The organism is Myxococcus virescens, from assembly GCF_900101905.1.
Classification (GTDB): Bacteria; Myxococcota; Myxococcia; order Myxococcales; family Myxococcaceae; genus Myxococcus; species Myxococcus virescens.
This window is the reverse complement of sequence record NZ_FNAJ01000003.1, coordinates 12,678-37,240: the sequence shown is the minus strand read 5'-3', so window position 1 is coordinate 37,240 and position 24,563 is coordinate 12,678. Positions and strand designations below refer to the sequence as shown.

At 70.8% G+C, this 24,563-nt stretch carries 17 protein-coding genes; 7 read left to right on the top strand and 10 right to left on the bottom strand.

Translation table 11 applies throughout. The annotated features are described in order from the left end of the window. Positions 1 to 16: 16 nt before the first annotated feature. The 3 genes from BLU09_RS10455 to BLU09_RS10445 all read right to left on the bottom strand — a co-directional run bounded on the left by BLU09_RS10455 (position 17) and on the right by BLU09_RS10445 (position 8,755). Complete coding sequence (locus BLU09_RS10455) at positions 17 to 781, bottom strand: alpha/beta hydrolase family protein (RefSeq protein ID WP_244171608.1); 765 nt, start codon at positions 779 to 781, stop codon at positions 17 to 19. Between the two features lie 86 nt (positions 782 to 867). After that, positions 868 to 7,134 carry a type I polyketide synthase gene (locus tag BLU09_RS10450; RefSeq protein WP_090488847.1) on the bottom strand — a complete coding sequence of 2,089 codons (6,267 nt, stop codon included), beginning with the start codon at positions 7,132 to 7,134 and terminating at the stop codon, positions 868 to 870. A gap of 127 nt (positions 7,135 to 7,261) precedes the next feature. Next, the gene (locus tag BLU09_RS10445; RefSeq protein ID WP_228557861.1) at positions 7,262 to 8,755 is read right to left on the bottom strand and encodes a mechanosensitive ion channel family protein; all 1,494 of its coding nucleotides are present in this window, start codon (positions 8,753 to 8,755) and stop codon (positions 7,262 to 7,264) included. Positions 8,756 to 8,838: 83 nt separating this feature from the next. Here BLU09_RS10445 and holB point away from each other — a divergent pair, with 83 nt between their 5' ends. From holB to BLU09_RS10430, 3 genes are read left to right on the top strand one after another with little or no spacing between them, the layout of a single operon-like run. Then, a complete protein-coding gene (holB, locus tag BLU09_RS10440; RefSeq protein WP_090488845.1) occupies positions 8,839 to 9,873 on the top strand; it encodes a DNA polymerase III subunit delta' in 1,035 nt (344 codons plus the stop codon). Beyond that, on the top strand, positions 9,870 to 11,204 hold the full coding sequence (gene holA / locus BLU09_RS10435; protein ID WP_090488843.1) for a DNA polymerase III subunit delta: 1,335 nt from the start codon (positions 9,870 to 9,872) through the stop codon (positions 11,202 to 11,204). The genes holB and holA overlap by 4 nt, the downstream gene beginning before the upstream one ends. 12 nt (positions 11,205 to 11,216) lie before the next feature. After that, positions 11,217 to 11,675, top strand: a complete 459-nt coding sequence (locus BLU09_RS10430; protein ID WP_090488841.1) for a hypothetical protein — start codon at positions 11,217 to 11,219, stop codon at positions 11,673 to 11,675. 24 nt (positions 11,676 to 11,699) lie between these two features. Here the strand turns inward: BLU09_RS10430 and BLU09_RS10425 are convergent, their stop codons facing one another. Beyond that, the gene (locus tag BLU09_RS10425) at positions 11,700 to 12,500 is read right to left on the bottom strand and encodes an NRDE family protein (RefSeq protein ID WP_090488838.1); all 801 of its coding nucleotides are present in this window, start codon (positions 12,498 to 12,500) and stop codon (positions 11,700 to 11,702) included. A 115-nt stretch (positions 12,501 to 12,615) separates the two neighbouring features. On the opposite strand from BLU09_RS10425, the gene metG reads away from it, so the two are divergent. Genes metG through BLU09_RS10410 form a run of 3 tightly spaced genes read left to right on the top strand, consistent with a single transcriptional unit; the run spans position 12,616 to position 16,479 of the window. Continuing rightward, the gene (gene metG, locus BLU09_RS10420) at positions 12,616 to 14,727 is read left to right on the top strand and encodes a methionine--tRNA ligase (RefSeq protein ID WP_090488836.1); all 2,112 of its coding nucleotides are present in this window, start codon (positions 12,616 to 12,618) and stop codon (positions 14,725 to 14,727) included. Position 14,728: 1 nt separating this feature from the next. After that, on the top strand, positions 14,729 to 15,706 hold the full coding sequence (locus tag BLU09_RS10415; protein ID WP_090488834.1) for a HEAT repeat domain-containing protein: 978 nt from the start codon (positions 14,729 to 14,731) through the stop codon (positions 15,704 to 15,706). Further along, positions 15,703 to 16,479, top strand: a complete 777-nt coding sequence (locus tag BLU09_RS10410) for a TatD family hydrolase (RefSeq protein ID WP_090488832.1) — start codon at positions 15,703 to 15,705, stop codon at positions 16,477 to 16,479. Before BLU09_RS10415 ends, BLU09_RS10410 begins: the two co-directional genes overlap by 4 nt. Here the strand turns inward: BLU09_RS10410 and BLU09_RS10405 are convergent. The 5 genes from BLU09_RS10405 to BLU09_RS10385 all read right to left on the bottom strand — a co-directional run bounded on the left by BLU09_RS10405 (position 16,466) and on the right by BLU09_RS10385 (position 23,237). Beyond that, the gene (locus BLU09_RS10405; protein WP_090488830.1) at positions 16,466 to 18,448 is read right to left on the bottom strand and encodes an HD domain-containing phosphohydrolase; all 1,983 of its coding nucleotides are present in this window, start codon (positions 18,446 to 18,448) and stop codon (positions 16,466 to 16,468) included. The genes BLU09_RS10410 and BLU09_RS10405 overlap by 14 nt on opposite strands. An 8-nt stretch (positions 18,449 to 18,456) precedes the next feature. After that, positions 18,457 to 19,905, bottom strand: coding sequence for an OB-fold nucleic acid binding domain-containing protein (locus BLU09_RS10400; protein ID WP_090488828.1), 1,449 nt, complete (start codon positions 19,903 to 19,905; stop codon positions 18,457 to 18,459). A gap of 47 nt (positions 19,906 to 19,952) precedes the next feature. Continuing rightward, on the bottom strand, positions 19,953 to 21,092 hold the full coding sequence (locus tag BLU09_RS10395) for a class I SAM-dependent rRNA methyltransferase (protein ID WP_090488826.1): 1,140 nt from the start codon (positions 21,090 to 21,092) through the stop codon (positions 19,953 to 19,955). Between the two features lie 158 nt (positions 21,093 to 21,250). Next, a complete protein-coding gene (locus tag BLU09_RS10390) occupies positions 21,251 to 21,619 on the bottom strand; it encodes a hypothetical protein (protein ID WP_090488824.1) in 369 nt (122 codons plus the stop codon). A gap of 22 nt (positions 21,620 to 21,641) precedes the next feature. After that, positions 21,642 to 23,237: an NAD(P)/FAD-dependent oxidoreductase gene (locus tag BLU09_RS10385; protein WP_090488822.1), complete on the bottom strand. Its 1,596-nt coding sequence runs from the start codon at positions 23,235 to 23,237 to the stop codon at positions 21,642 to 21,644. Between the two features lie 302 nt (positions 23,238 to 23,539). On the opposite strand from BLU09_RS10385, the gene BLU09_RS10380 reads away from it, so the two are divergent. Continuing rightward, positions 23,540 to 23,743 (top strand): hypothetical protein, encoded by a 204-nt coding sequence (locus BLU09_RS10380; protein WP_244171607.1) that lies wholly within the window; start codon positions 23,540 to 23,542, stop codon positions 23,741 to 23,743. A 133-nt stretch (positions 23,744 to 23,876) separates the two neighbouring features. Here BLU09_RS10380 and mprA read toward each other — a convergent pair whose 3' ends face one another. After that, positions 23,877 to 24,530, bottom strand: coding sequence for an MprA protease, GlyGly-CTERM protein-sorting domain-containing form (gene mprA / locus BLU09_RS10375; RefSeq protein ID WP_090488818.1), 654 nt, complete (start codon positions 24,528 to 24,530; stop codon positions 23,877 to 23,879). Positions 24,531 to 24,563 lie beyond the last annotated feature (33 nt).

Here is a 24,563-nt window from a genome sequence, read left to right as displayed (position 1 = left end):
TTCGGGTGCCCCCGGCTCACAAGCCCAGGCCTTGCCGGGCGTCAGCGAGCGCGGGGGGATGCTTCAAGAGCTCGGCGTGCCCGATGCCGGGGTACGTCATCAACCGCGCGCCCAGCCCACGCCTGACGAGCTCGCCCTGGACGAGCGGCAGCGCGCTGTCGGCACCGCCGTGCAGCACGAGGGTGGGAACCTTCCGGTGGGTCCGCAGCAGCGGCCGGTTGTCGTACTCATGCCGTCCGAAGACGCGGCCCATGAGGCCCGCGGGCCTCACCTTCATCCGGTGGAAGGGCGCGAACAGCACCAGTCCCTTGGCGGGGGTGTCGCGTTCTTGCAACGCGCCAGCCGCGCTGAGCGCCGCCATGCTGCCCATGGAGAAGCCCACCAGATGGATGCCCTGGGCCGCGGCGGGGTGCGCCGTCACCAACCAGTGCATGGCGTTCACGGCGCTGTCGCGGAGCGCTTCGGGGGAGGGCTCTCCCGGTGAACCGTCGAAGCCGGGCGGCGCGAACGCGGCGAGGCCCCACCCGCGCCCCTGGTCGAGCGTGCTCAGGACGGACTTCGCCTCGGCGAGATACCCCGGGGTGTTACCGCCGAAGTAGACCAGCCACCGTGTCTCACCGGCCGCGGGAGGGCGCGTCAGCGCGAGGTTCCAGGGCGCCTCGTCCGGGCCCGTCAGGGTCCATCCGTCGGACGTCAGCCCGCTCCGCTCCTCCGCGGTCAGCGGTGTGCCGGTGTACGGGAACGGGCCCGGGAATTCAGGGTCGAATCGAGGCCATCCCATGATGATGATCCCCACCAGCAGTATGACGGCGGTTGCGGGGGTCGCGTTCCGAGCGTTCCACCTCCTGACCTCGCGGCTCGATGTCTCTACCTTGAACCAGTCCATCGAACCTCTCCGCTCGCTCCGCGCTGGGCCTCGTCCAGGGCCTCCCGGAGCAGCCGCCCCAGGACGTGGACGTTGGGCTCGCGGACTAGGCTGTCGTGGTCACCCGGCACCTCGCGGATGTTCAGCAGCGGCACCAGCGGCTCCCAGCCCAGGCTGGTGCCCATGTGCGCGTAGATGGCGTGAATCTCCTGCGCGCGGAACAGCGTCACGGGGCCGGCATAGGGGCTCGGCACGTAGCGGCTGGCCAGGAGCTGGAAGCGCTCGGTGAGCTGGAGGTTGCGCAGCTCGATGGGGAGCGCTTCGCCGCGCTGCTCGTACCAGCGCAGCTTGAGCTGGCTCCACAGCCGGGTGCCGTCGCGCTCCATCTTGGTGCGCAGCTTCCGGCTGACGTAGCTGGTCGCGCCTTCCCGGCGGAGCTCCCGCAGGCGCTCGTTGAGCGACTGGCGCCGCTCCTGGGTGGCCGGGTGGAAGGTGTCCAGGAACGCGACCAGGGCCACGGGCTCGCCCAGCGCGCGCAGCCGCTGCGCCATCTCGTAGGCGACCACGCCGCCGCCGGAGTAGCCGCCGAGCAGATAGGGGCCGTGGGGCCGCACCTGGCGGATGCTCTCCAGGTAGATGGACGCCATCTCCTCGATGCTGTCGGCCGGGGGCAGCTTGCCGTCCACGCCGCGCGCCTGGAGCCCGTAGAAGGGCTGCTCCTTGCCGAGCGTCTGCGCCAGCTCGCGGAAGTTGAGGACGTTGCCGCCCGCGCCGTGAACGCAGAAGAAGGGCAGGGCATTGCCGCCCTTCTGGATGGTGACGAGCGGAGACCAGCTCTTCGGCGCCGCCTTGGCGCCCGGGGCCTGCATTGCGGGCGCCGCGTCACCCGGAGCGGCGTCTGGCGTGAAGGGAATTCCGGCGGCCTCACGCACCAGCGCGGCGCACTGCTCCAGCGTGGGGGCCTCGAACAGGGTCGCCAGCGTCAGGTCCGCGCCCAGCGTCTTCTTGATGCGCGCGAACAGGCGCACCGCGATGAGCGAGTGTCCACCCAGCTCGAAGAAGTTGTCCTTGAGCCCCACCTTCGGCGCGCCGAGCAATTGCTGCCACAGCTCCGCCAGCTTGCGCTCCACGTCGTCGCGCGGTGCGTCCGCGGCCGCCACGCCGGACGGCGCGCCTGCCTGGGCGGTGGCCGCCGCCGTCGCCGCGGGCTTCGCCTCCGGCTTCGGGCGCATGCGGGCCGCGAGCGTGTGCAGATCCATGGAGCTGACGAAGAGCGCGGACGTGCCCTGGAGGGCCAGCGCGCGCAGGAAGGCGTCCTGGCCTTCCGCCGGCTTGATGCCCAAAGGCAGCCAGCTCTCCAGCAGTGAGCCCTTCTTCTGCGGCGAGCGGCCGAAACGCCGCGCCTCGACGGACGCGACGAGGTAGCCCTCGATGACGCAGAAGACATTCCCGTCCGTGTCGGTGAGCGTGACGTCGAGCAGCGCGCCGCGGCCTTCCTCCTGCCGCACGCGGACGTGGCTCAGCGCCACCTGGGGCCAGGGGCCCCAGACCTGAAGCTGCCGGTAGGAGACGGGCACGTGCAGCCTGCCCGGCTGGCCCGCGTCGGGGAGCAGGGAGAAGGCAAAGCCGGAGGCGATGTCCAGCAGCCCGGGCGGAATCCCGTACGTCGACAGGTCCTCGCGGTAGGCGGCGGGCAGCTCCAGACGGCCCAGGGCCTCGGACGTGCCGAAGCCCGCGTCGCGCAGCACCTTCCAACGCGGACCGAACGCGATGAGCGCGTCCTGCGGCAGGGACTGCTCGCCCTCGCCGAAGGTCAGCGGCCGCTCACCGCAGCGAACCTTCGCCGCGGACACGTTCAGCGCCGCGGGACGCTGGCCCGTGGCCTGGTGGAGCCGCGCGGTGGCGTGCTCCGTCCATGCGTTTCCAGCGGCGCGGCTGCGCACGCGGAAGGTGAAGCCGTCGCCCTCTGGCGCCAGCCCGATTTCCACCTCCCGTACCTCGCCGTCCGGGACGTCCAGCGGTGACACCAGCGAGAGCTGCGACAACTCGAGCGGCTCGCCAGGACGTGCCAGCGCCCAGGCGGCGCGGGCCAGCTCGACATAGGCCGTGCCGGGGAGGACGGGGCCTCCGCCGCGCATCCGGTGCTCATCCAGCACCCAGTGGGCCTTCGCGTCGTAGATGGCGCGGAAGACGTGGTGCCCTTCGGGGGCCTCCACGCGCCGCTGGAGCAGCGGGTGGCTGACGGACTCACCGGGCGGCAACTGCGGCGCGAGCTGCGCCGCGGCCATGCCGACCTCCTGCCACACGCCCCAGCCCAGCGCGAGTGCGCGCTTTGCGATGCCCGTGGCCTCCAGCCGTGTCGCCTGAGCCAGCAGGTACGCGTTGGCGGCGACGTAGTCCACCTGCCCCGGGGGCCCGAGCCACGCGCTCGTCGACGCGAAGCTGACGAAGAAGTCCAGGGCCGCGCCTTGCAGCGCTTCTTCCAGCGCGAGCGCCCCCATCGCCTTGGGCGCGAGCACCCGCAGGGCGGAGTCGCGCGTCTTCGTCTCCAACGGCCCGTCCTCGAGCGTACCCGCCGCGTGCACCACGCCATGCAAGGCGCCGAAGCGCTCCCGCACCTGGGCGATGGCCGCGCGCAACTGGCCGGCGTCGGTGGTGTCCGCCTTGAGCAGCAGCACCTGCGCGCCCAGGCCTTCCAACGTGCGCTGAAGCTCCGCGTGCGACGCGCTGGCCGCCGAACGCGACACCAGCGCGAGCCGGGCCTTCACCTTGCGAGCGAAGAGCTCGGCGAGCGTGCGGCCGATGCCGCCCAGGCCGCCAGTGATGAGGTAGACGCCCTGCTCACGCAGCGGCGACGGGCCCTCGTCCAGCGGCGTCCGCTCCACCACCTGCACCAGCCGGCGCCCGCCTCGCAGCGCCACTGGCGCTTCGACGTCCGGGCGCAGCAGCTCGTCCGCGAGCTCCCGCGCCTGACCCATCACGTTGACCACCAGCTGCAGGTCCACCACGCGGGCCTTGAGCTCAGGAAGCTCCTTGGGGCCCACGAGCAGCGGACCGAAGCTGAGCGCCTGCTCGGGGCTCGTGGCGTGTCCTTCGGCGGGCAGGGCCTCCTGGGTCACCCGCATGTAGCGCAGGCCCGGAGGCAGCGACTCGGAGGTCAGGGACTGCATCAGCGCCAGCGGCGTGAGGAAGTACCGCGACACCGCGCGTTCCCAACCCAGCGGGGCCATGTCCCGGCCGGTGATGTCCACGATGCGAGGTGGCACGCGCCCCTCGGCGCCCAGCGCATCCCAGAGCGCTTCCCAGTCCTCACGCGCGTCGACCCGCAGGGTGAAGTGCCCCGCGTCCGCGCGGCCAAAGGCATCGCCCGGCAGCACGCGCATCACCTGGGCGCCGCGCGCCGACAGCTCGCGAGCCAGCTCGTTGAGCAGCAGGTGCTGCTCGCCCACGAGGAGCCAGCGCTCGTTCTCCGTGGGTGCCTCCGGCGCCGTACCGGCCTGCTCGCGGAAGCGCGGCACGTAGCCCCAGCGCGACACGTTCTCTTCGCGCACCAGCGGGCGCTCACCCTCGCGCCGCGCCATGAAGGTGCCGCTGCCCGGCTCCACCCAGTGGCGCTCGCGCTCGAAGGCGTACGTGGGCAGCGCCACGCGGCGCCGCTTCTGGCCATCGAAGAGCGCGGCGGCGTCCAGGTCCACGCCCGCGGCCCAGAGGCGGCCGAGCGCGAGCTGGAAGAACGCCAGGTCCGCCACGGTGTCGTTGGGGTGCCGCAGTGACGGTACCAGCTGCTCGGCCTGCGGCTTCTCCACCTGGGCGCGCAGCAGCTGCGTCAGCGTCTGGCCGGGACCGACCTCCAGGTAGACGCGCGCCTTGTCCGCCAGGAGCACGCCTGCGCCCTCAGCGAAGCGCACCGGCTGGCGCAGGTGCCGCACCCAGTAGTCGGGCGACGTGGCCTCCTCCGGTGTCACCCACGTCCCGGTGACGTTGGAGATCCACGGGCCGGTGGGCTTGGAGAAGCGCACCGTGCCCAGGAACTCACGGAAGGGCGCGAGGATGGGCTCCAGCATGCGCGAGTGCGCGGCCACGCGGATGTGCAGCCGCCGCGCCTCCACCTCGCGAGCCTTGAGCTGGGCCTCCAGCGCCTCGATGGCGGCCACTTCACCGGAGACGAGGCACAGCCCCGGCGCGTTGTGCGCGCCCAGGTCCAGGCCCTCGCCCAGCAGCGGCTTCAGCTCCGCCTCGGGCATCTCCACGCTGAGCATCGCGCCGGCGGGGAGCTGGTCGAAGAGGCGGCCACGGCAGGCGACGATGCCCAGCGCGTCCTTCACCGAGAACACGCCGTTGAGCTGCGCGCAGGCGTACTCGCCCATGCTGTGGCCCATGCACGACTGCGGCGTCAGGCCCCGCGCCTTCCACAGCGCGGCGAGCGACAGCTCCACGGACAGCAGCGCCGGCAGCGCGTACGTGGCCTGCTCCAACTGGGCGCGGGCCTCCTTTTCGGCGCCGGCCTCCGGGAAGAGCAGGGGCCGCAGCTTCAGCGACTGGTGCTGTTCGAGCAGCGACAGGCACTCATCCAGCGCGCGGCGGAACACGGGCTCCTGCTCGTAGAGGCCCTTCGCCATGCCCGGGTACTGCGCGCCGCCGCCCGGGAAGAGGAAGACGACGGAGCGGCCCTCCGCCTCCGTCTGTGCCTGGGCCGTCCGTGCGGCCTCTGGCTGCGACAGCAGGCGCACGGCCTCCTCGCGGGACGATGCCACCACGGCGCGGCGATGCGCGAAGCGGCGGCGGCCCTCGAGCAGGGTGTACGAGGTGTCACCCAGGTTCGGCGCGTCGGCTTCACCCAGCCGCGTGGCCAGCCGCTGGGCGGCGCGCTCCAGGGCGGCGGGGGTGCGCGCGGACAGCCACAGCGTCTCGAAGGGGCGCGCGGCGGACGTCTGTGGCTGCGCGGGCGCCTCCTCCAGGATGACGTGCGCGTTGGTGCCACCCACGCCCAGCGAGTTCACCGACGCCCGGCGCGGCCGGCCCTTGGCGGCGGGCCAGTCGCGCAGCGCGGCGTTCACGCTGAAGGGCGAGCGCGCGAAGTCGATCTGTGGGTTGGGCTTCTCGAAGTGCAGCGTGGGCGCCATCTGCTTGTGGCGCAGCATCTGGACGACCTTGACGAAGCTCGCCACACCCGCGGCCGTGTCCAGGTGGCCGATGTTCGTCTTCACCGAGCCGATGCGGCAGAACCCGCTCTTCTGCGTCTGCGTGCGGAAGGCCTGCGTGAGGGCGGTGATTTCAATCGGGTCGCCCACCGGCGTGCCGGTGCCGTGGCACTCGATGTAGTCGATGGAGTCGGCGCTGATGCCGGAGACGTTGAGCGCCTCCACGACGGCGTCCGCCTGCCCGTCCACGGACGGCGCCAGGTAGCCCACCTTGCGCGCGCCGTCGTTGTTCACCGCGCTGCCCTTCACCACCGCGTAGATGGTGTCGCCATCCGCCAGCGCGTCCTCCAGGCGGCGCAGCACGATGACGCCCGCGCCGCTGCCGAAGAGCGTGCCCTGGGAGCGGTGGTCGAACGCGCGGCAGTGCCCGTCCGGTGAGAGGATTTCTCCCTCCTGGTACAGGTAGCCGCGGTAGTGCGGCAGCTCCAGCGTGACGCCGCCCGCCAGCGCCAGGTCGCACTCGCGCGCCAGCAAGCTCTGGCAGGCGGAGTGGATGGCGACGAGCGACGTGGAGCACGCCGTCTGCACGTTCAGGCTGGGCCCGCGCAGGTCCAGGCAATACGAGACACGGGTGGTGAGGAAGTCCTTGTCGTTGCCCGTGTGCCGCACGAGGAACAGTCCGACCTGTTCCATCAGCTGCGGGTTGGTGAAGAGGTTGTAGGGCATGTATGCGTTCATGCCCGAGCCGCCGAACACGCCGACGGGCCCCTTGAACCGCTCCGGCGGATGGCCGCTGTGCTCCAGCGCTTCCCAGCACACTTCCAGGAAGTGGCGGTGCTGCGGGTCCATGAGGGACGCCTCGCGCGCGCTGAAGCCGAAGAAGCCCGCGTCGAAGTCCTCCAGGCCCTCGTACACCATGCCCGACTTCACGTAGTTCGGGTCCTGGAGCAGCGCCGGGTCCACGCCCGCGCTCAAGAGCTGCGCGTCACTGAAGTGCGTGACGGACTCGACGCCGTCGCGCACGCGGCGCCAGAACGTGTCCACATCGCGCGCACCAGGCAGTCGCGCGGCCATCCCGACCACCGCGATGTCTGGTGAATCCGCAAGCCCTTCAACGTCTTCCGTCATGACAGTAGTCCTGGAAAGTACCGCTTCCAGCAGTTCAAATCAGCACAGTTTGAGGAGGGTCGAACCCGCCCCAGCTTTGGAACCGGCGTACAAAGGTCTGTCACGACATCCCCCCGCTGCGCCCAGCCTACTCGTGTGTGGCATTGAGCCCGAATATCTGGCGCAGCCGTCCGAGTATACGGCCGACCTCGGCGGGAATGGCGTCGTTGCTCGTTCCGCTCGCTTCGGCCACCGCGCGCAGCTGGGTCCGCCGTTGGGCAAGCATGGAGGAGAGCTGCCGGGCCAGGCCGGGATACTCGGTGAAGAGACGGGCGAAGGTGGGACGGTCTACTTCGAGGAGCAGTGAGTCCTCCACTGCCACCACCGTGGCCGAACGGCGCTCTCCCGTCAGCAGGCACATCTCTCCGAAGTAGCTGCCCCGACCCAGGCGGGTGACTTCCGACTGCGACTTCCCCGTGCGCACGCTCACCTCTCCGGAGGCGAGCACGTAGAAGGTCCGGCCCTCGTCGCCCTCCTGGATGATGCGCTCGCCGGCGCCGAAGCGGCGCACCAGCGACTCCTGGCGCAGCCGGTCCAACTCCTCCGTGTCCAGGGACTGGAAGAGGTCCACGGCGCCCAGGAGGCTGCGGATGGTGTCCTCCGACAGCTCCGTGCGCGCCATCTCCTGCCGCACGTGCACCGTGCGCTGGGCGTAGGGAATCTCGATGTTCGCCCGGCGCAGCCGGTACCACAGGCGGGTGTGGAGGTCCTCTTTCACCGCGTCGGCCAGGCCGTAATCGCCGATGAAGAATCGCACCATGTAGCGGATGGCGGAATCCTCGTAGCTCAGCGTGCGCGCGATGGGCGACGGCTCCGGGAGGATGAGGGGGGTCTCCCGCATCGTCTCCAGCAGCGCGTGCTTGACCTGGTTGGGCGCGGCGTCCCGTGACAGGCGGAACTCCACGTCGATGCCGACGGGGTTGGGGTCCTGGGTGAAGTTGAGGACCAGCTCCTTGGCCACCATGCTGTTGGGCAGCGTGATGACCTCGCGGCGGAAGTTGGCCAGCCGGATGGAGCGCCAGCCAATGAAGACCACGCGCCCGGTGTGTGTGCCGATGCGGATGAAGTGGCCGACCTCGAATGGGCGGTCCAGTTGGAGGGACAGGCCCGCGAAGAGGTTGCCCAGCGTCTCCTGGAGCGCCAGACCGATGACCACCGACAGCACCGCGGACGTGGCCACCAGGCCTGCCAGGTCCACGTTGAACTGGGTGCGCAGGAGCGGCAGCACCGCCAGTGGGTACAGCGTGAAGTCGATGACGTTGCGCAGGATTTTCGGTGTGCCCACCGCTGGCGCGCGCAGCCGGATCACCTTCAACGCCAGGGCCACGCTGGCGCGGATGCCACCGAAGGTGAACATCAGCATCCAGCTGATCTGGAGCGCCTTCTGCATGCCCTCCGGCGCCGTCGCGGGCAGGGCCCATGTGGCCAGCCGGAGGACGATGAACGCGATGAGGAGCCGGATGGCGCTCTTCAAATCCTGTCGCAGGTCGCCGTCATGGGAGGCGGCGCGCACCCCCATCAGCACGACGATGAGCAGCGCACCCACGGCCAGGGACAGGTTGCTCTGAAGGAAGGGCAGCAAGGCGAGGGGGAATGTCTCCCGCCATCTCCATGGGGGTCAAGGCGGCCGTTGACGCGTGCCGCGTGAGCGGGGATACACGCGCCATGACGCTCGCAACGGTACTGGGACAGCCTCGCGCGGTGGACGCCCTCCAGGCGGCCCTGCGCAGCGGCGCGGTCCACCACGCGTACCTCTTCGCCGGGCCAGAAGGGGTGGGCAAGGAGCTGGCGGCCGTCGGGCTTGCCCAGGCCCTCACGTGTCCCGAGCAGCCAGACGTGGGCTGCGGCGCCTGCGCGAGCTGCCAGCGGGTGGAGAGGGGCCTCCACCCGGACGTCACCTGGGTGATGCCTGACGATGAGCGGGTGTCCCGGGGGCTGGCGGGCCGGTCCGACTTCACCGGGACGCCCAGCCGGGAGCTGCGCGTGGAGCAGGTGCGCCAGCTCCAGGAGCGCATCGCCCTTCGCGGCCTGGAGTCGCGCCGCAAGGTGGCGCTCATCGTCTCCGCCCAGACCATGAACGTGCAGGCGCAGAACGCGTTCCTCAAGACGCTGGAGGAGCCGCCTTCGGACACCACGATCATCCTGGTGGCCAGCGCGATTGACCGCCTGCTGCCCACCATTCGCAGCCGGTGCGGAAAGGTGCACTTCGGCCCACTGCCGGTGGACCTGGTGGCCCGGCGCGTGGCGGAGGCGCGCAAGCTGGACGCGGAGACGGCCATGCTCGCGGCCGTCATGGCGGGCGGCAGCCTGGGCCGGGCCATGGCGCTGGACGTGGACGCGCTGTCGCGGCGCAAGGACACCATCACCGCCTTCGAGGCCCTGCGCGGCGAGGACGCCGTCGGCCTGCTGCGCTTCGCGGAGGCCCATGGCGGCTCGCGCGAGGAGGCGGAGAGCACCCTGGAACTGCTGGCGCTGTGGACGCGCGACGTGGCGCTGGTGAAGTCAGGCCTGGAGTCGGGGCTGGCCAACCGCGACCTGGTGGAGCTGGCCCGGCAGGTGTCGGCCCGCACGTCCGACATCCTCCTGCACCGCCGGCATTCGCTGCTGGAGGCGGCGCGGGCAGCCATTGCCCGGAACGGTGCGCCCCGGCTCCAGCTGGAGCGGATGCTCATCGACCTGTTCACGGAGACGTCGCGATGAGCGCCAGTGACCTGGATGACGTGCTGGCCAGCGTGAAGGGGGGCAAGGTCGCCCCGGTGTACCTGTTGGTGGGCGAGGAGTTCCTGGTCCGCAAGGGCGCCGACGAGTTGGTGAAGCTGCTCGTCCCCGACGCGGCCATGGGCCTCAACCTGGCCGTGTTGGACGCGGGCAGCCCGCGCGAGGTGGCGCAGGAGTTGGCCACGCTGCCGCTGTTCCCCGGCCGCAAGGTGGTGCTGGTCCGTGACCCGGAGTTCCTGGCGCCCAAGAAGGGGCGAGGAGACGCGCTGGGCAAGGCACGCGAGGCGTGGAAGGCGGGCAAGCGGAAGGAAGGCGCGCGGCGACTGTTGGCGCTGGCGGCCCGCGCGGGCTGGGGCGTGGAGCAGTTGGACCCGAGCACTCCCGGCGCGCCGTCGGTGGAGAAGTGGAAGGACGAGCTCAACGTCGAGCTGGCCGACGTGGACATTGCCTTCCTCAAGGAGGCGGCCGCCTTCTGCCGCGAGGAGCGCATCTCCGCGCCGGAGGGGGATGCCTCGGCGCTGCTGGACCTCATCCAGAAGGGCGTGCCGGCGGGCCATGCGCTGGTGCTGGCCGCGTCCGACGTGGACGCCAAGAATCCGCTGGTGAAGCTGGCCCACGACAAGGGCCATGTCGTCGAGCGGAAGGTGGCGGCGCGTCACAAGGACCTGGACCTGACCGACATCGCCAAGGAGTTCCTGGCGCCCTTCAAGAAGAAGCTGGGCCCCGGCGCACTGGACGAACTCAAGGAGCGCATCGGCGGGAACATCCGTCTGCTTCAGTCGGAGCTGGAGAAGCTGGCCACGTATTCGGAAGGGCCCGCCATTGAGCGGGCGGACGTGGCCGCGCTGGTCCACCACGCGCGCGAGGAGGAGTTCTTCGAGCTGTCCGAGGCGCTCCAGAAGCGCGACTTCGGCGGAGCGCTGTCCTACGCGGACGACGCCATGGGGCAGGGGACCCACGCGTTGCAGTTGCTGGGCGCGGTGGCCTCCATCGTCCGGAGCCTGCTGGAGAGCCATGAGTGGCTGTGGCGCTATGCGGGAGGCAATCCGCCTCGCACCGCGAAGGACGTGGAGGCGCGCGTCTTCCCCCGGCTGGAAGCGGAGCTGAAGGGCAGCAAGCGGAAGATGCCCAACGCGTGGGCGCTCACGTTCAGCATGAAGGCCGCGGCGGGCTATGAGCGGCGGGAGCTGCTGGGCGCGCTGGTGGCCTGCGCCGAGGCGGACCTGGCGCTGAAGTCGTCAGCGAACGGCCGGCTGGTCATCGAGCGACTGCTGGCCACGGTGTGCGTGCGCCAGCAAGGCGCGGGTTATTAAGAGGAGGCGCATATGGCGGACAAGCGTCGTTTCGACCTCTTCGCGGACTTCCTGGTGGAGCGCTTCACCGCGCCGCGCGTCTTCGACGTGGCGGGCGGGCAGGGAAAGCTCAACGAGGCGCTGACGAAGCGGGGCCGTGCCGTCACCACCTTCGACCTGCGGCACAAGCACCTGCCTGTCACCTACGCCCAGCGCATCTTCACGCTGGAAGAGCCGTGCGAGGCGGAGCTGGTGGTGGGCATGCACCCGGATGGCGCCACCCGCATCATCATCCAGTACGCGGCGGCGCACCGGCTGCCCTTCGCCGTGGTGCCGTGCTGCTCGGACAACGGCATGCCTTACAACCCGTGGATGCGGCATCTGGCCGAGCTGGCTCGCGAGTCGGGCTTCACCACCGTGGAGGAGGTGAAGCTCTCCATGGACGGGCGGGCCCGGGTCATCGTGGGCGAGCACAGCGCCGCTGCGTCTTGACGGCGTCGGAGTCCCCGCCGCCTGTCACTCGGTGGGCCCGGCCAGCAGGCCCGTGACGTCCTTCCACGGCCCCTGGCAGGGCGGCGTGTCCGAGGCGAGGTAGTGCCCGACGCGCCCCGGCGCCAGCGCCACCACGGCGGATGAGCGCGTGCCGTAGAGCGGCGTGTGGATGCAGAGCGCCTGGAGCCGTTGCAGGAAGTCGCGGGGCAGGTCCTCACCGGCGCCAGGGGGCGGAATCAGCTCCTCGGCGGGGAGGGTCGGGTCCGACAGTACCGCCTTCAAGCCCGCCTCCAGCTCCGGCCAGGGCTTCTTCGCCACCTCGGTGGTCAGCAGCCGGGCTCGCTCCACCTTGGGCAATTCCGGGGCGTTCAGGACGTCATTGGGCAGGACATGCACCCCCGGGGGGACATCCTCCCGCCGCAGCTGCCGGTCTGTCCTCCGGGCGTAGGCCACGCGCAGGCGCTGGGCGTCTCCATAGAGGAGGTTGAAGGGCATGAACGCATCCCCTGGCAGGGTATCCAGGTACCGGTCCACGGCCTCCACGCTGCCGGCCTGGAGGGCCTTGAGCACCACCTCGCCCCGCGAGCGGGGGGCCGGGCCCTGGCCTCGCTCGCCCCGCTGGTTCGTCAGGCCGACGAACAATCCGCCTTGGGTTACACCCATCCACGTCCCACCGCGCTCCTCATCCCGGCCGCCCACGGCGAGCGGGGACTCCAGAAGCACTTGGGGACCGGTGGCGGGGCGGGCGTAGAACTCGTCCCGGTTGGCCGCGAGCACCAGCGGCCATTCGGGGTGGACGTGGCGCAGGATGATGATGGTGCACATGCGTATCCGGTCGATAACATCTCCGGCTCCGTGGCGCATTCGTGCCCGCGGTCCTCACGCCGTCGATGACCTCGGCCATCCGAGCGGCTAAGGTCCGCCGCCCTCAGGAGAATCCATGGCTGAGAGAACCCTCGTCACCAGCGCGCTGCCCTACGCGAACGGCCCGCTCCACATCGGCCACGCCGTCGAGTACGTGCAGACCGACATCTACGTTCGTTTCCTCCGCTCGTGCGGTAGGGACGTCGTCTACTTCTGTGCCGATGACACCCACGGCACGCCCATCGAGCTGAACGCGGCGAAGCAGGGCCTCAAGCCCGAGGAGTTCATCGCCCGCTTCCACGAGGAGCACCAGCGGGACTTCCACGACCTCGATGTCCGCTTCGACTACTTCCACTCCACCAACTCGCCGGAGAACCGCCAGTACGCGGAGCTCATCTACGGGCGGCTGAAGGAGAAGGGCGACATCGAGCGCCGGAACATCGAGCAGACCTACTGCGAGAACGACCGCCGCTTCCTGCCGGACCGCTTCATCAAGGGGACCTGCCCCAACTGCAAGGCTTCCGACCAGTACGGCGATGCCTGTGAGAAGTGCGGCAAGGCCTACGACCCCACGGACCTCATCGACGCGCGCTGTGCCCTGTGTGGCACGCCGCCGGTCCGGAAGCACTCCGAACACTTGTTCTTCAAGCTGTCGCGGCACGCGGACTTCCTCCAGGACGTGCTGCGCAAGCCGGGCTTCATCCATCCGGGCCTGGCGACCCAGCTCCAGGGCTTCTTCGAGAAGGGCCTGTCGGACTGGGACATCAGCCGCGATGGGCCGTACTTCGGCTTCGCCATTCCGGGTGAGACGGACAAGTACTTCTACGTCTGGCTGGATGCGCCCATCGGGTACATCGCCACCACGGAGAAGTGGGCGAAGGAGACGGGTAAGGCAAAGAGCGCACTGGACTACTGGAGCGCGGACGCCGACACCCGCATCATCCACTTCATCGGCAAGGACATCGTCTACTTCCACGCGCTGTTCTGGCCGGCCGTGCTCAACGTCGCGGGCTTCCACATGCCCAGCGAAATCAAGGTCCACGGCCACCTGATGTTGAACGGCGAGAAGATGTCGAAGACACGCGGCACCATGGTGCCGGTGCGCGACTACCTGGACCAGTTGGACCCCAGCTACCTGCGCTACTTCTACGCGGCCAACCTGGGCCCGGGCGTGGAGGACCTGGACCTCAACCTCAAGGACTTCCGCCAGCGCGTGAACGGCGAGCTGGTCAACAACGTGGGCAACCTGGCCAACCGCGCCCTGTCGCTGCTGGCCGGTCCGCTGGAGAAGCGTCTCGCGCCCGGCCGTGCCGAGGGCCCGGGCCGCGAGTTGGTGGAGGCCGCGCTCGCCCGCGTGCCGGAGGTTCGCGACGCGTTCGACAAGCTGGAGTACCGGTCCGCCATCCGCGTCATCACCGAGATTGCCTCGGCCGCCAACGGCTTCCTCCAGACGGCCGCGCCGTGGGCCCAGGTGAAGAAGGACGCGGAGGTCGCTCGCGCGGACCTGTCCGACGCCGCGGACGTGGCCTACCTCCTGGGCGCGCTGCTCGCCCCGGTGACGCCGCGCCTGTCGGAGAAGCTCTTCGCCCAGCTCGGCGCGGAGCCGCTGACGTTCCAGGCCCTGGAGGGCGCGAAGTACCCGCTGTTGGATCGCAGCCGTCCCATTGGCACGCCCGAGCCGCTGCTGCCGCGGCTGGAGGAGGAGCGCGTCAACGCCATCATCAAGCTGCCGGAAGGCGCCGCTGCGCCGCAGGCCGCGGAGGCCAGGCCGGCCAAGGGCGCCAAGGCGGAGAAGAAGCCCGCCGAGGCTCCCGCCGCGACGCAGGCGGCGGCTCCGAGCGCTGGCGCGGCCGAGTCGTCGGGTGAAATCGAGTACGACGACTTCGCCAAGGTGGTGCTGAAGGCCGGCAAGGTGCTGGCCGCGGAGAAGGTCCAGAAGGCGGACAAGCTGCTCAAGCTCACGGTGGACGTGGGCGAGGGGAGCCCGCGCACCATCGTCTCCGGCATCGCGGAGGCCTTCGCTCCCGAGGCGCTCACCGGGCGCAACGTGGTGGTGGTGGCCAACCTCAAGCCGCGCAAGCTCAAGGGCATCGAGTCGCGCGGAATGCTCCTGACGGCAGGGCCGGGCGGCAAGGAACTGTCGCTGCTCGACCCGGGCGATGTGGCCCCTGGCAGCGAGGTGAAGTGAGGTGACGGACTGGCGTGCCGACCGGGACCGGGCCCTCCTGACGCTGGAGCGCGAGAAGCGCCCGGCGTTCAGGACGGAAGCCGCGCTCCAGCTCTATCACCTCGCGTCGGAGGTCCCCGAGCACGCCGCCGAGTTCCTCGAGGCGCTCCCCCGGCTGCTGGCGGACAAGCAGGTGGAGGTGCGCCGCGCGGGGGTGAGCCTGGCCTCCGTGGTGGTGCCTCCGGAGGAGCTGCCGGATCTGCTCATCGCCCGGCTTCGGGACGAGGAGTGGCAGATTCGCCTGGAGGCCACCGGCCGGTTGGCGGACCTGGCCCGGCCGGAGCTGCGTGGGGCGCTGGCCTCCATGCTGGAGGACGGCACCTTCGAGGTCCGCTTCGAGGCGGCACGCGGCATCGCCAGCCTCCATCACGCCGCGGGGCTGGAGGTGTTGCTGGAGGCGCTGGACGCGGACCTGCTGCGCTTCCGGGCCCTGGGGGCGCTGGCGGAGCTGGGGGACGCGCGCGCGCTGCCCCAGGTGAAGAAGCTGTTCGGCCGGTGGCTCCTGCCCGCCTTCGACAAGACGCAGGCCGCCGGGGTGCTGGCGAAGCTGGGCGATTCGGACGGCTCGGCGTACCTCATCCAGCGGATGGCGAAGAAGCGGTGGAGCCCGGACCGGGCCCTGGCCGTGGAGCTCTGCGGCGAGGTGAAGATGCCCGGCGCGCTGGAGCGGCTGAAGGAAGTCCTGGACGACGTGAAGGACCCCTGCCGGGGCGCGGCCGCGAGAGGCCTGGGCCGGCTGGGCGATGCGCGGGCGCTGCCCTGGCTGGTCGGGCTGCTCCAGGACGCGCAGGCCTCCGAGGACAGCCGATTGGACGCCGCTGACGGGCTGTGGCGCCTGGGCGGGGCGGAGGCGCGTGAGGCCGTCCGCAACGCGGTGAGTACCTTTCCCTCACCGGAGGCCCGCGCCGAACTGGAAGAGCTGTTGCAGGAGGAGCCATGAGATTCGTCGACGCCCATTGTCACCTCGAGGTGAAGGACTACCCGGACGTCGTGGCCGTGCTCGACGCGGCTCGCGCGGCGGGGCTGGTCCATGCCGTCGTGGTGGGGCAGTTCCACGGCCCGGGCAACTGGGGCAACGCGCTGGAGGTGGCGGCGGCGCACCCGGAGTTCCTGTCGCCCACGTTGGGCATCCACCCGCACGAGGCCGCTCGGGCCACCGAGGAGGACCTGGCCACGCTGGAGCGCACCTGCGCGCGTCCCGAGGTCCGGGCGGTGGGGGAGGCGGGCCTGGACTACTACTACGAGCACTCACCGCGTGAGGCGCAGGCGGAGGTCTTCCGGCGGCAGTGCGCGCTGGCGCTCCGGCTGGGCAAGCCGCTGGTGGTGCACGTGCGCGACGCGCATGACGACTGTGACGCCATCCTCGGCGAGACGGGCGTAGCGAAGGGCGTCATCCACTGCTTCACCGGCGACACGGACGCGGCCCGGCGCTACCTGGACCGGGGCTTCCTACTGTCGCTGTCGGGCGTCATCACCTACAAGAAGACGGAGGCGCTCCAGGACGCGGTGCGCTTCGCGCCGTTGGACAGGCTGATGGTGGAGACGGACAGCCCGTACCTGGCGCCGGTGCCGCACCGGGGGCGGAAGAACCAGCCCTCGCACGTGGTGGAGACGGCGAAGAAGGTCGCCGAGCTCAAGGGCGTGACGCTGGAGGAGGTGGCCGCGGTCACCACCGCCAACGCCGCCGCCCTCTTCAACCTCAACCTGCGTTGAGGCCGCCGGCCAGGGCCGCGAGGTCCTGGTCCATCTGCGGCACGTCCAGCAGCAACGCGTCCGGGTCGTACTGGAAGTCCGCCTGCTTCAGCTTCAGCAGCGCCTGTAGCGCGGGCTCGCCTGAGTGACCACCGAAGGACGCGAAGACGACGCGGCCCCGCTCCAGGTGCAGGTAGCCCTCCAGCGTGTGCTGGCGCAGGTTGAGCCGGCCGCTCTTGTGGCCACCGCCCAGCGTGCGCAGCAGCTCGCGCGGGGGGAGCTCGTCGAAGCTGCCGCGCACCACGCGCCCCGGGCCATTGTGTTGAACCCGGTCGTCGTAGAGGGCCTGCACCGTCTTCGCGATGGCGGGCTTGTCCGCGGGCGACAGCACGTCCGTGGCGCCCGCCATGAGCAGGCGCTCTCGCGTGGCATTGTCGGGCTCGCCCACCACCGCGATGGGCAGACCCGCCGTCTCCGGCGCCGAGCGGGCCTGCGCCAGCAGGTCCGTCACGTCCTGCAGCCCCAGCCGCAGGCTCACGACCAGCACGTCGCAGTCCTGCCGCGCCAGTCCGTCCTGCGCGCCCTCGACGGTGGACAGCGCGTGCGCCACCAGGCCCTGCTTCAGCACCGCCTCCAGCAGCTCGCCGCGCGCCGTCTCGTCCGGCTCCACCACGAGCACCTGGCGGCCTTCGCTCTCCAACCGGTGGCGCAGCAGCTCACCGCTCTGGAGCTGGATGACGATGTCCGCCACCACCGGGTCATAGAGCACGCCCGCGTACTTGCGCAGGTGCTCCAGGGCCTGCTCCTTGAGCAGCACGCGGCCCAGGGCATTGCCCGGGTTCTTCGTCAGCTCCAGGAAGCTGTCCACCGCGGCGAGGATGCGCGCGCCCAGGGTGATGTCCTCGCCCTTGGCGCCCTGGGGCGTGCCGGAGCCGTCCCAGGCTTCGTACATCTGCGCGAGGATGGTGTTCGTCTGCGCGGGCAGGTGCACCGTCTCGAACATGCGGGTGGGGATGCGGCAGGCCAGCTTCGCCTGTGCCTTCCACTCCGGGTTGACGGCGTTGCTCGCCAGCGAGAAGTGCCGCTCCGCCGGCTTGCCCAGGTCGTGCAGGTAGGCGGCGATGGTCAGCGCGGCCAGCTCCTTGTGGGGCATGCCCATGCGCTGGCCCACGATGCCGGCCTGCCGCGCCAGCTGCGCGGAGTGCCCGCGGTGGCGCTGCCGGTCCTGCTCCAGCAGGCCGACCATGATGCCCAGCGTCTCCACGTAGTCGCTGTCGCTCACCAGCCCGCGCGGCCCGCCGGGCTCGCGCCGCTGGGTGGACGGGCGGACCGCGGGGGTGCCGGTGCTGCTGCCGCGTTGCAGCCGCATCCGCGCGTCCGTCTCCACGCGGAAGTTGAGGCTGAGTCCGCCACGGTTGCCCGCGCCCGTCCCGGTGGCGCTGCCCGCGTAGGTGCGTCCGTGCTCCGGGGCGCCCGTGCGGGACGGCGCGGCCGGGGCCTGGCCCTGGGCGTTGGCGCCTTCCAGCAGCGCGGCGAAGGCGGTGGGATCTCCGTAGTAGTGCTTGCGGATGGCGGCGGAGATGGCGCTGCGCAGGCCCACGTATGCGTAGACCTCCGACATGCCCGTGACGAGGGCAATCTCGTCCATCAGCGACTTGTTCTGCGGCTCGGCGGCGACCACGGAGAGCAGTTTGCGCTCCGGGTCCACCGCCAGCGGCAGCACGTTCTGCGCCTCGGCCAGGCGCACCGGAAGCCGGTCCAGCACCTCGGTGGCGATGCGCGCCTTCGCCAGCTTGTCCGCGCTGACGAAGCGCGTCTGGAACTCCGCCGCCAGGAAGCGCAGCAGCGCCGCTTCCTGGAGCAGTCCCAGCTCCACCAGACAATCACCGACCTTGTGGCCGGTGATTTTCTGGTGCTCCAGGGCCTGTTCCACGGCCCCGGCGTTGACGAGTCCCGCCTCGATGAGGCGCTCTCCCAACCTCTTCGCCATGTGCTGCCTCAGCTCTCCGAGGAACCCTCACCGCCCTTGTTGCCGGAATCGGACGGTAACGACGTCAGCGCGCTGAACGGCTTGAAGGTCAGCTCCTTGGGCAGCGAGCTCGCGTCACGCGGCGGACGCTCCTCGCGGGGCGGACGGGGCGGGCGCTCCTCACGCGGACGCTCCTCACGCGCGCGCTCCTCGCGGGGCGGACGCTCCTTGCGGGGCGGGCGCTGGGCCTGCTCCTGCTGCGGGGCGCCCTCGGCCGGGGTGCCCGGCTGCTGCTGCTTCTCCGCCCGGGCCTTGCGCTTCTCCTCGCGGCCCTTGCGGCGGCCACCGCCCTCCACCGGGGCGCGGCCCCGCGAGGTGGGCGAGGGGCCCTTCCACAGCTGGCGCTCGTAGGGGCGCACCACGTCCGTCCACTTGTCGTGCGAGTCGCGCTGCATGGCCTCCAGCCACGAGGCGATGCGCGCGTCCAGCGACTCCAGCGAGTGGATGATCTGCGCTTCCAGCGTCACCGGCGACTTCGGGCTGCCGTGCTGCGCGTCGCCGTGCTGGGAGATGACCAGGTGCGTGAGGTGCTGCTCCAGGAGCGGCGGGAAGCCGGGGATGGCCAGCGCCTTCTCGCGCAGCTTCTGCGCCGTCAGGACGAGGTTGCCCACCAGCCGGCCCTCGTCGGAGGACTCGGAGGCGTCCGCCGCCTTCAGCACCTGCTGCAACAGCGCGCCGGCCAGCAGCAGGTCGCGGTCCGCCATGGGGTACTGGTCCGCCACGCGGAGCGTCAGCCGCATCACCGACAGGATGTGCTCCGCCAGTCCGCCACGCCACGCGTGGTGCGTGCCCCGGACGCCCTGGGCCACCGGCAGGCCGGCCGCAATCTTCGGGTCGTCCAGGAAGGCCAGCAGCAGCTGCTTCACGAAGGTGTCGCCGATGCGCTCGGTGACCATCTCCCGGATGAGGCCGGCGGCGCGCGCGCCACCCGGGCCCTCGTTGCCGCGGGCCTCGCCCTTGTCGGCCTTCTCGGGCTTCTCAGCCTTGGCTTCCGGGGCGGCCTTGGCCTCCGGCGCGGGCTTCGCCTCGGCGGCGGGCGGGGCCGGGGGCGGCTCGAACTCCTTGGGGTCCAGGGGCTCGGGTTCCAGGCGCTCCAGGGCCTCGACGACGACCTGGGTGCGGCCGTGGAACTGGATGACGTTGCCCTGGACGAGCACGAAGTCGCCCGGCTGGAAGACGGGCTCGAGCGCGTCGACCTTGTCGAAGATGCGCGCGTCCACCTCGCCACTCTTGTCGACGAGCGTGGCGGCGACGAACACCTTGCCACTGCGGGCGGTCACCTTCTCCTTCTTGGTGACGCGGAAGACGGTATGGACGCGGTCCTTCTCCCGCAGGTCGGCCGCATACACCTTGCGGACGGTCTCCACGGAACCTTCCTGGGCGGGGGGCGCGGACTCGGGCACGTTTTCGTTGGTCATTGCGGCGGCGGACACTAGCACTCCATCGGCCGCGCGGGTGGACCGCTTCAGCTGACTTCCAACGCCATCGCGTGGAGGTGCTCGGCCCCGTGGGAGCCGGCCAGGGTCGGGTGGTCCGGCGGCAGGCCCGGGCGGGCCAGCCGGGTGGCAATCCGGGCCTCGCCCTCGCAGGCGGTGGCCACCAGGTCGTCAAAGCCGTCCTGGGGGAGGGGTGGATGGTACCCGGTGACCATCAACCAGCCACCGTGGCGCGTCCTGCGAAGCGCGTGACGCAGCAACTCCACGAATTCCTCGTCGGTCGCCACGGCCGGTGTGTCCAGGAGGACGAGGTCGAAGGTGTCTCGCACCGCACGGAGGGCCTGGAGGGGCTTGCCCGTCTCCACCATCACCCGGCCCAGCAGGCCGTTGGCCTCCGCGTTCTCACGCGCCAGGTCCGCGGCGTCTGCGTCGGCGTCGAAGGCGAGGATGTGCCGGGCCCCGTGCACCCCCGCGTGGACGAAGAGCCCTCCCACGTTGCAGCTGGCGTCCAGCACGCGCGAGCCCTGGGACATGCGGGCCACGAAGCGGCGGACCTCGCGCTGGTCATACGCGTAGCCCGTGCCCTGGCCGTACGTGAGGTCCACGGTGAAGCGGGCCCCCATCTCCAGCAGCCGGCACCAGCGGGGTGGGGTGCCGTACAGGACATGGGGGCGCTGCGTGGGCAGGCCCAGCGCCTTGCGGCGAGGGGTGTCGTTGCGCAGCAGCACCGCGCCCGCGCCCGCCACCTCCACCAGCGCGCGCGTCAGCTCCTCGATGCGCGCGTCCATGGCACGCGTGAGCGTCTGCACCACGAAGTGCGTGTCGTAGCGGTCCACGATGAGGCCGGGCAGGCCGTCCCCGTCATCGTTGACGACGCGGCAGAAGCGCGGGTCGTCCACCAGCCGTGCCCGCCGCTCGAAGGCGCGGCGGAGATGGCGCGGGATGAGTCCCTCCACCACCTCGTCCGGCTGGCCGAGCCGCCGCACCGCGTAGGACGCCTCTAAATCCACATCTCCCAGGCCCAGCACCGAACCGTCCTCGTCCCGAAGCTGTACGGGCTCTCCGGGCTGCGGCGTGCCTTCCATGGAGATGATGTCTTCCCGGCGCACCCATGGCGCGCCATGGCGCAGTCGGCGGGCGGCGTCGCGGGACAGATAGGTGCTGAGCACGGTGGGTTCTCCTCTCGCGGCGACCCGAGGGCACCGGCGCCCGGGGCGTGCTGCCAGGGAAGAACATGGGGTGCTGGCCCGCGGATGGCTGCCCGTCCCAGAGCGCCACGTCGGGGGGCGGCCGGGCGGGCGGGCCCGTGCGCCGTCGCCCCGTTGCTTCAGCCCCCGCTGGGCGGGCGCTTGAAGGCCTTGGTGGTGACCTGGAAGAGCAGCGTGCTGGCCGCCAGCGCCAGGACGATGCCGATGCCGCGCAGCCGCAATTCGTCGCGGAACACCAGGGACAGGGCCAGCGCGCTCAGCAGCACCACGGCCGCCACGCGAAGCACCTGCCCCCGCTGCAATGCCCCTGAGCGCGCGGGTTTCGCCTGGGCAAGAACGGGGATGCTCGCCGCCTTGCGCCAGGTGGTGGCGGTCTCCTCCCGGACTTCGTCCTCCGCGTCCACCAGCCCCTGGACGTAGGCCCGCTCCACATCCAGCAGGCTGGGGTAGACCAGCTCGCCCTCTGGCGTCCGCACGACGTATCCCATGAGCCCTCCTCCCGGCCGTCCGTCAGGACAGTTCGGTGGCAATCTGCTCAGCGACGCGCAATCCATCAACGGCGGACGACACGATGCCGCCCGCATAGCCGCAGCCCTCGCCCGCCGGGTAGAGGCCCTTCATGGACACCGACTGCAGGTCCTCGCCGCGGGTGATGCGCACCGGTGAGGACGTGCGGCTCTCGATGCCGATGAGCTTGCCCTCCTCGCTGATGAAGCCGCGCATCTTCCGCTCGAAGGTGCGCAGGGCCTGCTTCAGCGCCTCGGTGAGCCGCTCCGGGAAGAGTTGGTTGAGGTCCGTGTGCGCCAGGCCGGGACGGTAGCTGGTGCCGCCCGGGTCCTTCTTCACGCGCCCGGCCAGGTAGTCCGGAATCGTCTGGGCCGGCGCGTAGAAGCGGCCTCCGCCCAGCTCATACGCCTTGCTCTCCCAGTGGCGCTGGAACTCCAGGCCCGCCAGCGGCCCGCGGAAGCCCTCGCGCTCGAAGTCCGCCACGGACACGGACACGACGATGCCCGAGTTGGCGTAGCGCGCGTTGCGCCGCGAGTTGCTCATGCCGTTGGTGCACTGGAGCCCGTCCTGCGTGGGCGTGGGCACCACGATGCCGCCGGGGCACATGCAGAACGAGAAGACGCCGCGCACCTCGCCGTCCACCTCCAGGTTCTCCGCCAGCTTGTAGTCCGCCGGGGGCAGGCGCGGGTTCTTGGCCGCGTTGCCGTACTGGATGCTGTTGATGAGCGTCTGCGGGTGCTCGGCGCGGAAGCCCAGGGCGAAGGGCTTGGCCTCCACAATCACCCGGCCGTCGGCGGCGAAGCGCTCGTAAAGCTCGCGCGCGGAGTTGCCGGGGGCCAGGATGACGCGGTTGCTCTCCAGCGTGCGTCCGTCGGACAGCTTCACGCCCGCGATGTGGCCGTCCTTGTAGAGCAGGTCGTCCACGCGCGTGCTGAAGTGGACCTCGCAGCCGCCGGCGATGAGCTCCTCGCGCAGCTTCGCCACCGCGCCGGGCAGCAGGTCCGAGCCGATGTGCGGCTTGCCCTCGATGAGGATGTGGTCCGGCGCGCCGTAGCGGGCGAAGGCCTCGATGACCTTGCGCACCATGGGGTGGTTGATGCGCGTGGACAGCTTGCCGTCCGTGTACGCGCCCGCGCCGCCCTCGCCGAAGTTCATGTTGCTTTCGGGGTCCAGCGTCCCGTCGCGCATGAGCTTCGCCACGTCCTTGCGGCGCGACACGACCTCGCGGCCCCGCTCCAGCAGGATGCTGCGAACCCCGCGCTCCAGCAGGCCCAGCGCGGCGAAGAGCCCCGCGGGGCCCGTGCCGATGATGATGGGCCACTGCTCCGGCGCCTTCACCGGGCCCAGCGCTTCGGGAGGAGGGGGCGTCTCACCCACGTCCGGTGGCAGCTTCGCCGGCTTCTTGCCCCGGGCCAGCTCCACCTCCAGCGTGTAGATGTAGCGCGGGCTGCCCTTCTTCCGCGCGTCCAGCACGGAGCGCACCACCCGCACGGACGCGAGGTCGGAGCGGGTGACGCCCAACTTCTCCGCGGCGCGCTGACCGAGCAGCTCCTCTGGCTCGTCCAGCCACAGCCCGATGTTGTTCACCCGATACGCCATCGCATCCGCTCCTGGTGGGGCGCGTATCTCGCCGCCCTGTTGAAAGATTGCAAGCCCTTGAAATCCGGGTGCGAACCCGCTGATGCACCCCCTCACGCCAATCCCCCGTACCGCCGAGGACTGCGCAAGCGCGTTCGCACTGCCCTCCAGGGCCGTTCGGGGCCCTGGTCTACTTCAACCCTTGGGAAATGTTGAGGAATCCGTGAGGAAGAGAACGACTGGCACGGGGGTTGAAACAGGGCTGTCTCGTGATTAGGCGGCGTCGCTCCTTCCCGGCCGCGTTCTTTATGGAGGCACTGACCTTGAGCACCGATCAAAAGGGCACCCGGATCCTGGCGCGCACGTTCTTCAACCAGCTGCGCGCGAGCGGCTACACCCCGCAGCAGGTGATTGGCATCGCCACGGAGCTGCTCGAGCTGGTGACGACGGACATCAAGGAGGGCGAGAAGGCGACAGCCGTCCAGGCGGCGCAGGAGCAGGCCCCGGAGCGTCGCCCGCACGCCTGAGGCTCGCATCAGGTTCTCCCCGCGGGCGCGCGGGCTCCGGACGGGTTTCCGGGGCGCCCGCCCGCGTGTGGAGGCAGCGAGGTGGTGAAAGGACCGGCCCTGGCCGGTCTTTTCGTTTCGACTGATTGGGAAGTCAGGCGCGGGGCGCCCGCTGCTCCCGCCTCCGCTGGTACGCAGCCGCGCCGGCGACAAAGAGCAGACCCGCGGTGAGGGCGCTGAAGACGCTGCTGGCCGTCTGCGTGGCCTGGAGCGCCATCAGCACGCCGCCCGCGGTGAAGGCGGCCACATCCACCCACGCGGGACGGCGCTGCGGCAGCACCAGCACCAGGATGCAGGCCGTCAGCGGCAGCCCCAGCGCCACCTGGCGGATGATGGCGTCGGTGCTCGTGCGCACCGTGTCCCAGTTGTGCACCAGGATGGCGGCGAAGATGACCACCGTGCCCAGCGCGAGCACCAGCACGCCCGCGGCGGCCGCGTCCTTGGCCAGCCGGGCCTTCTCGTCGAACTGCTGGACGGCCAGGTCCACCAGGTGCTCCAGCGCGCTGTTGAGGATTTCCGCGAAGAAGATGAGCAGGACGCAGAAGATGAGCGTCACCTTCTCTGCGAGCCCCAGCGCGATGCCGCTGCCCACCAGCCCCACCAGCACGGCGGCGATGAGGTGGATGCGCATGTTGCGCTGGTAGATGACGGTGTGGATGAGCCCCGCCCACGCGTGACCGAAGGAGGCGAGCAGCCCCGAACCGTGACGGGGAGGGAAGGACGAGGGTGGCCGGGGAGGTGCGTTCATCGATGGCGAAAGCGCGGGGGAGGCTAACACCCG

Excerpts from the sequence above, each read along its gene's own strand:
- mprA (WP_090488818.1), bottom strand. The coding sequence starts at position 24,530 with ATGAACGCACCTCCCCGGCCACCCTCGTCCTTCCCTCCCCGTCACGGT.
- BLU09_RS10425 (WP_090488838.1), bottom strand. The coding sequence starts at position 12,500 with ATGTGCACCATCATCATCCTGCGCCACGTCCACCCCGAATGGCCGCTG.
- BLU09_RS10450 (WP_090488847.1), bottom strand. The coding sequence starts at position 7,134 with ATGACGGAAGACGTTGAAGGGCTTGCGGATTCACCAGACATCGCGGTG.
- BLU09_RS10385 (WP_090488822.1), bottom strand. The coding sequence starts at position 23,237 with ATGGCGTATCGGGTGAACAACATCGGGCTGTGGCTGGACGAGCCAGAG.
- BLU09_RS10410 (WP_090488832.1), top strand. The coding sequence starts at position 15,703 with ATGAGATTCGTCGACGCCCATTGTCACCTCGAGGTGAAGGACTACCCG.
- BLU09_RS10455 (WP_244171608.1), bottom strand. The coding sequence starts at position 781 with ATGGGATGGCCTCGATTCGACCCTGAATTCCCGGGCCCGTTCCCGTAC.
- BLU09_RS10400 (WP_090488828.1), bottom strand. The coding sequence starts at position 19,905 with ATGACCAACGAAAACGTGCCCGAGTCCGCGCCCCCCGCCCAGGAAGGT.
- BLU09_RS10405 (WP_090488830.1), bottom strand. The coding sequence starts at position 18,448 with ATGGCGAAGAGGTTGGGAGAGCGCCTCATCGAGGCGGGACTCGTCAAC.
- BLU09_RS10390 (WP_090488824.1), bottom strand. The coding sequence starts at position 21,619 with ATGGGATACGTCGTGCGGACGCCAGAGGGCGAGCTGGTCTACCCCAGC.
- metG (WP_090488836.1), top strand. The coding sequence starts at position 12,616 with ATGGCTGAGAGAACCCTCGTCACCAGCGCGCTGCCCTACGCGAACGGC.
- BLU09_RS10430 (WP_090488841.1), top strand. The coding sequence starts at position 11,217 with ATGGCGGACAAGCGTCGTTTCGACCTCTTCGCGGACTTCCTGGTGGAG.
- holB (WP_090488845.1), top strand. The coding sequence starts at position 8,839 with ATGACGCTCGCAACGGTACTGGGACAGCCTCGCGCGGTGGACGCCCTC.
- holA (WP_090488843.1), top strand. The coding sequence starts at position 9,870 with ATGAGCGCCAGTGACCTGGATGACGTGCTGGCCAGCGTGAAGGGGGGC.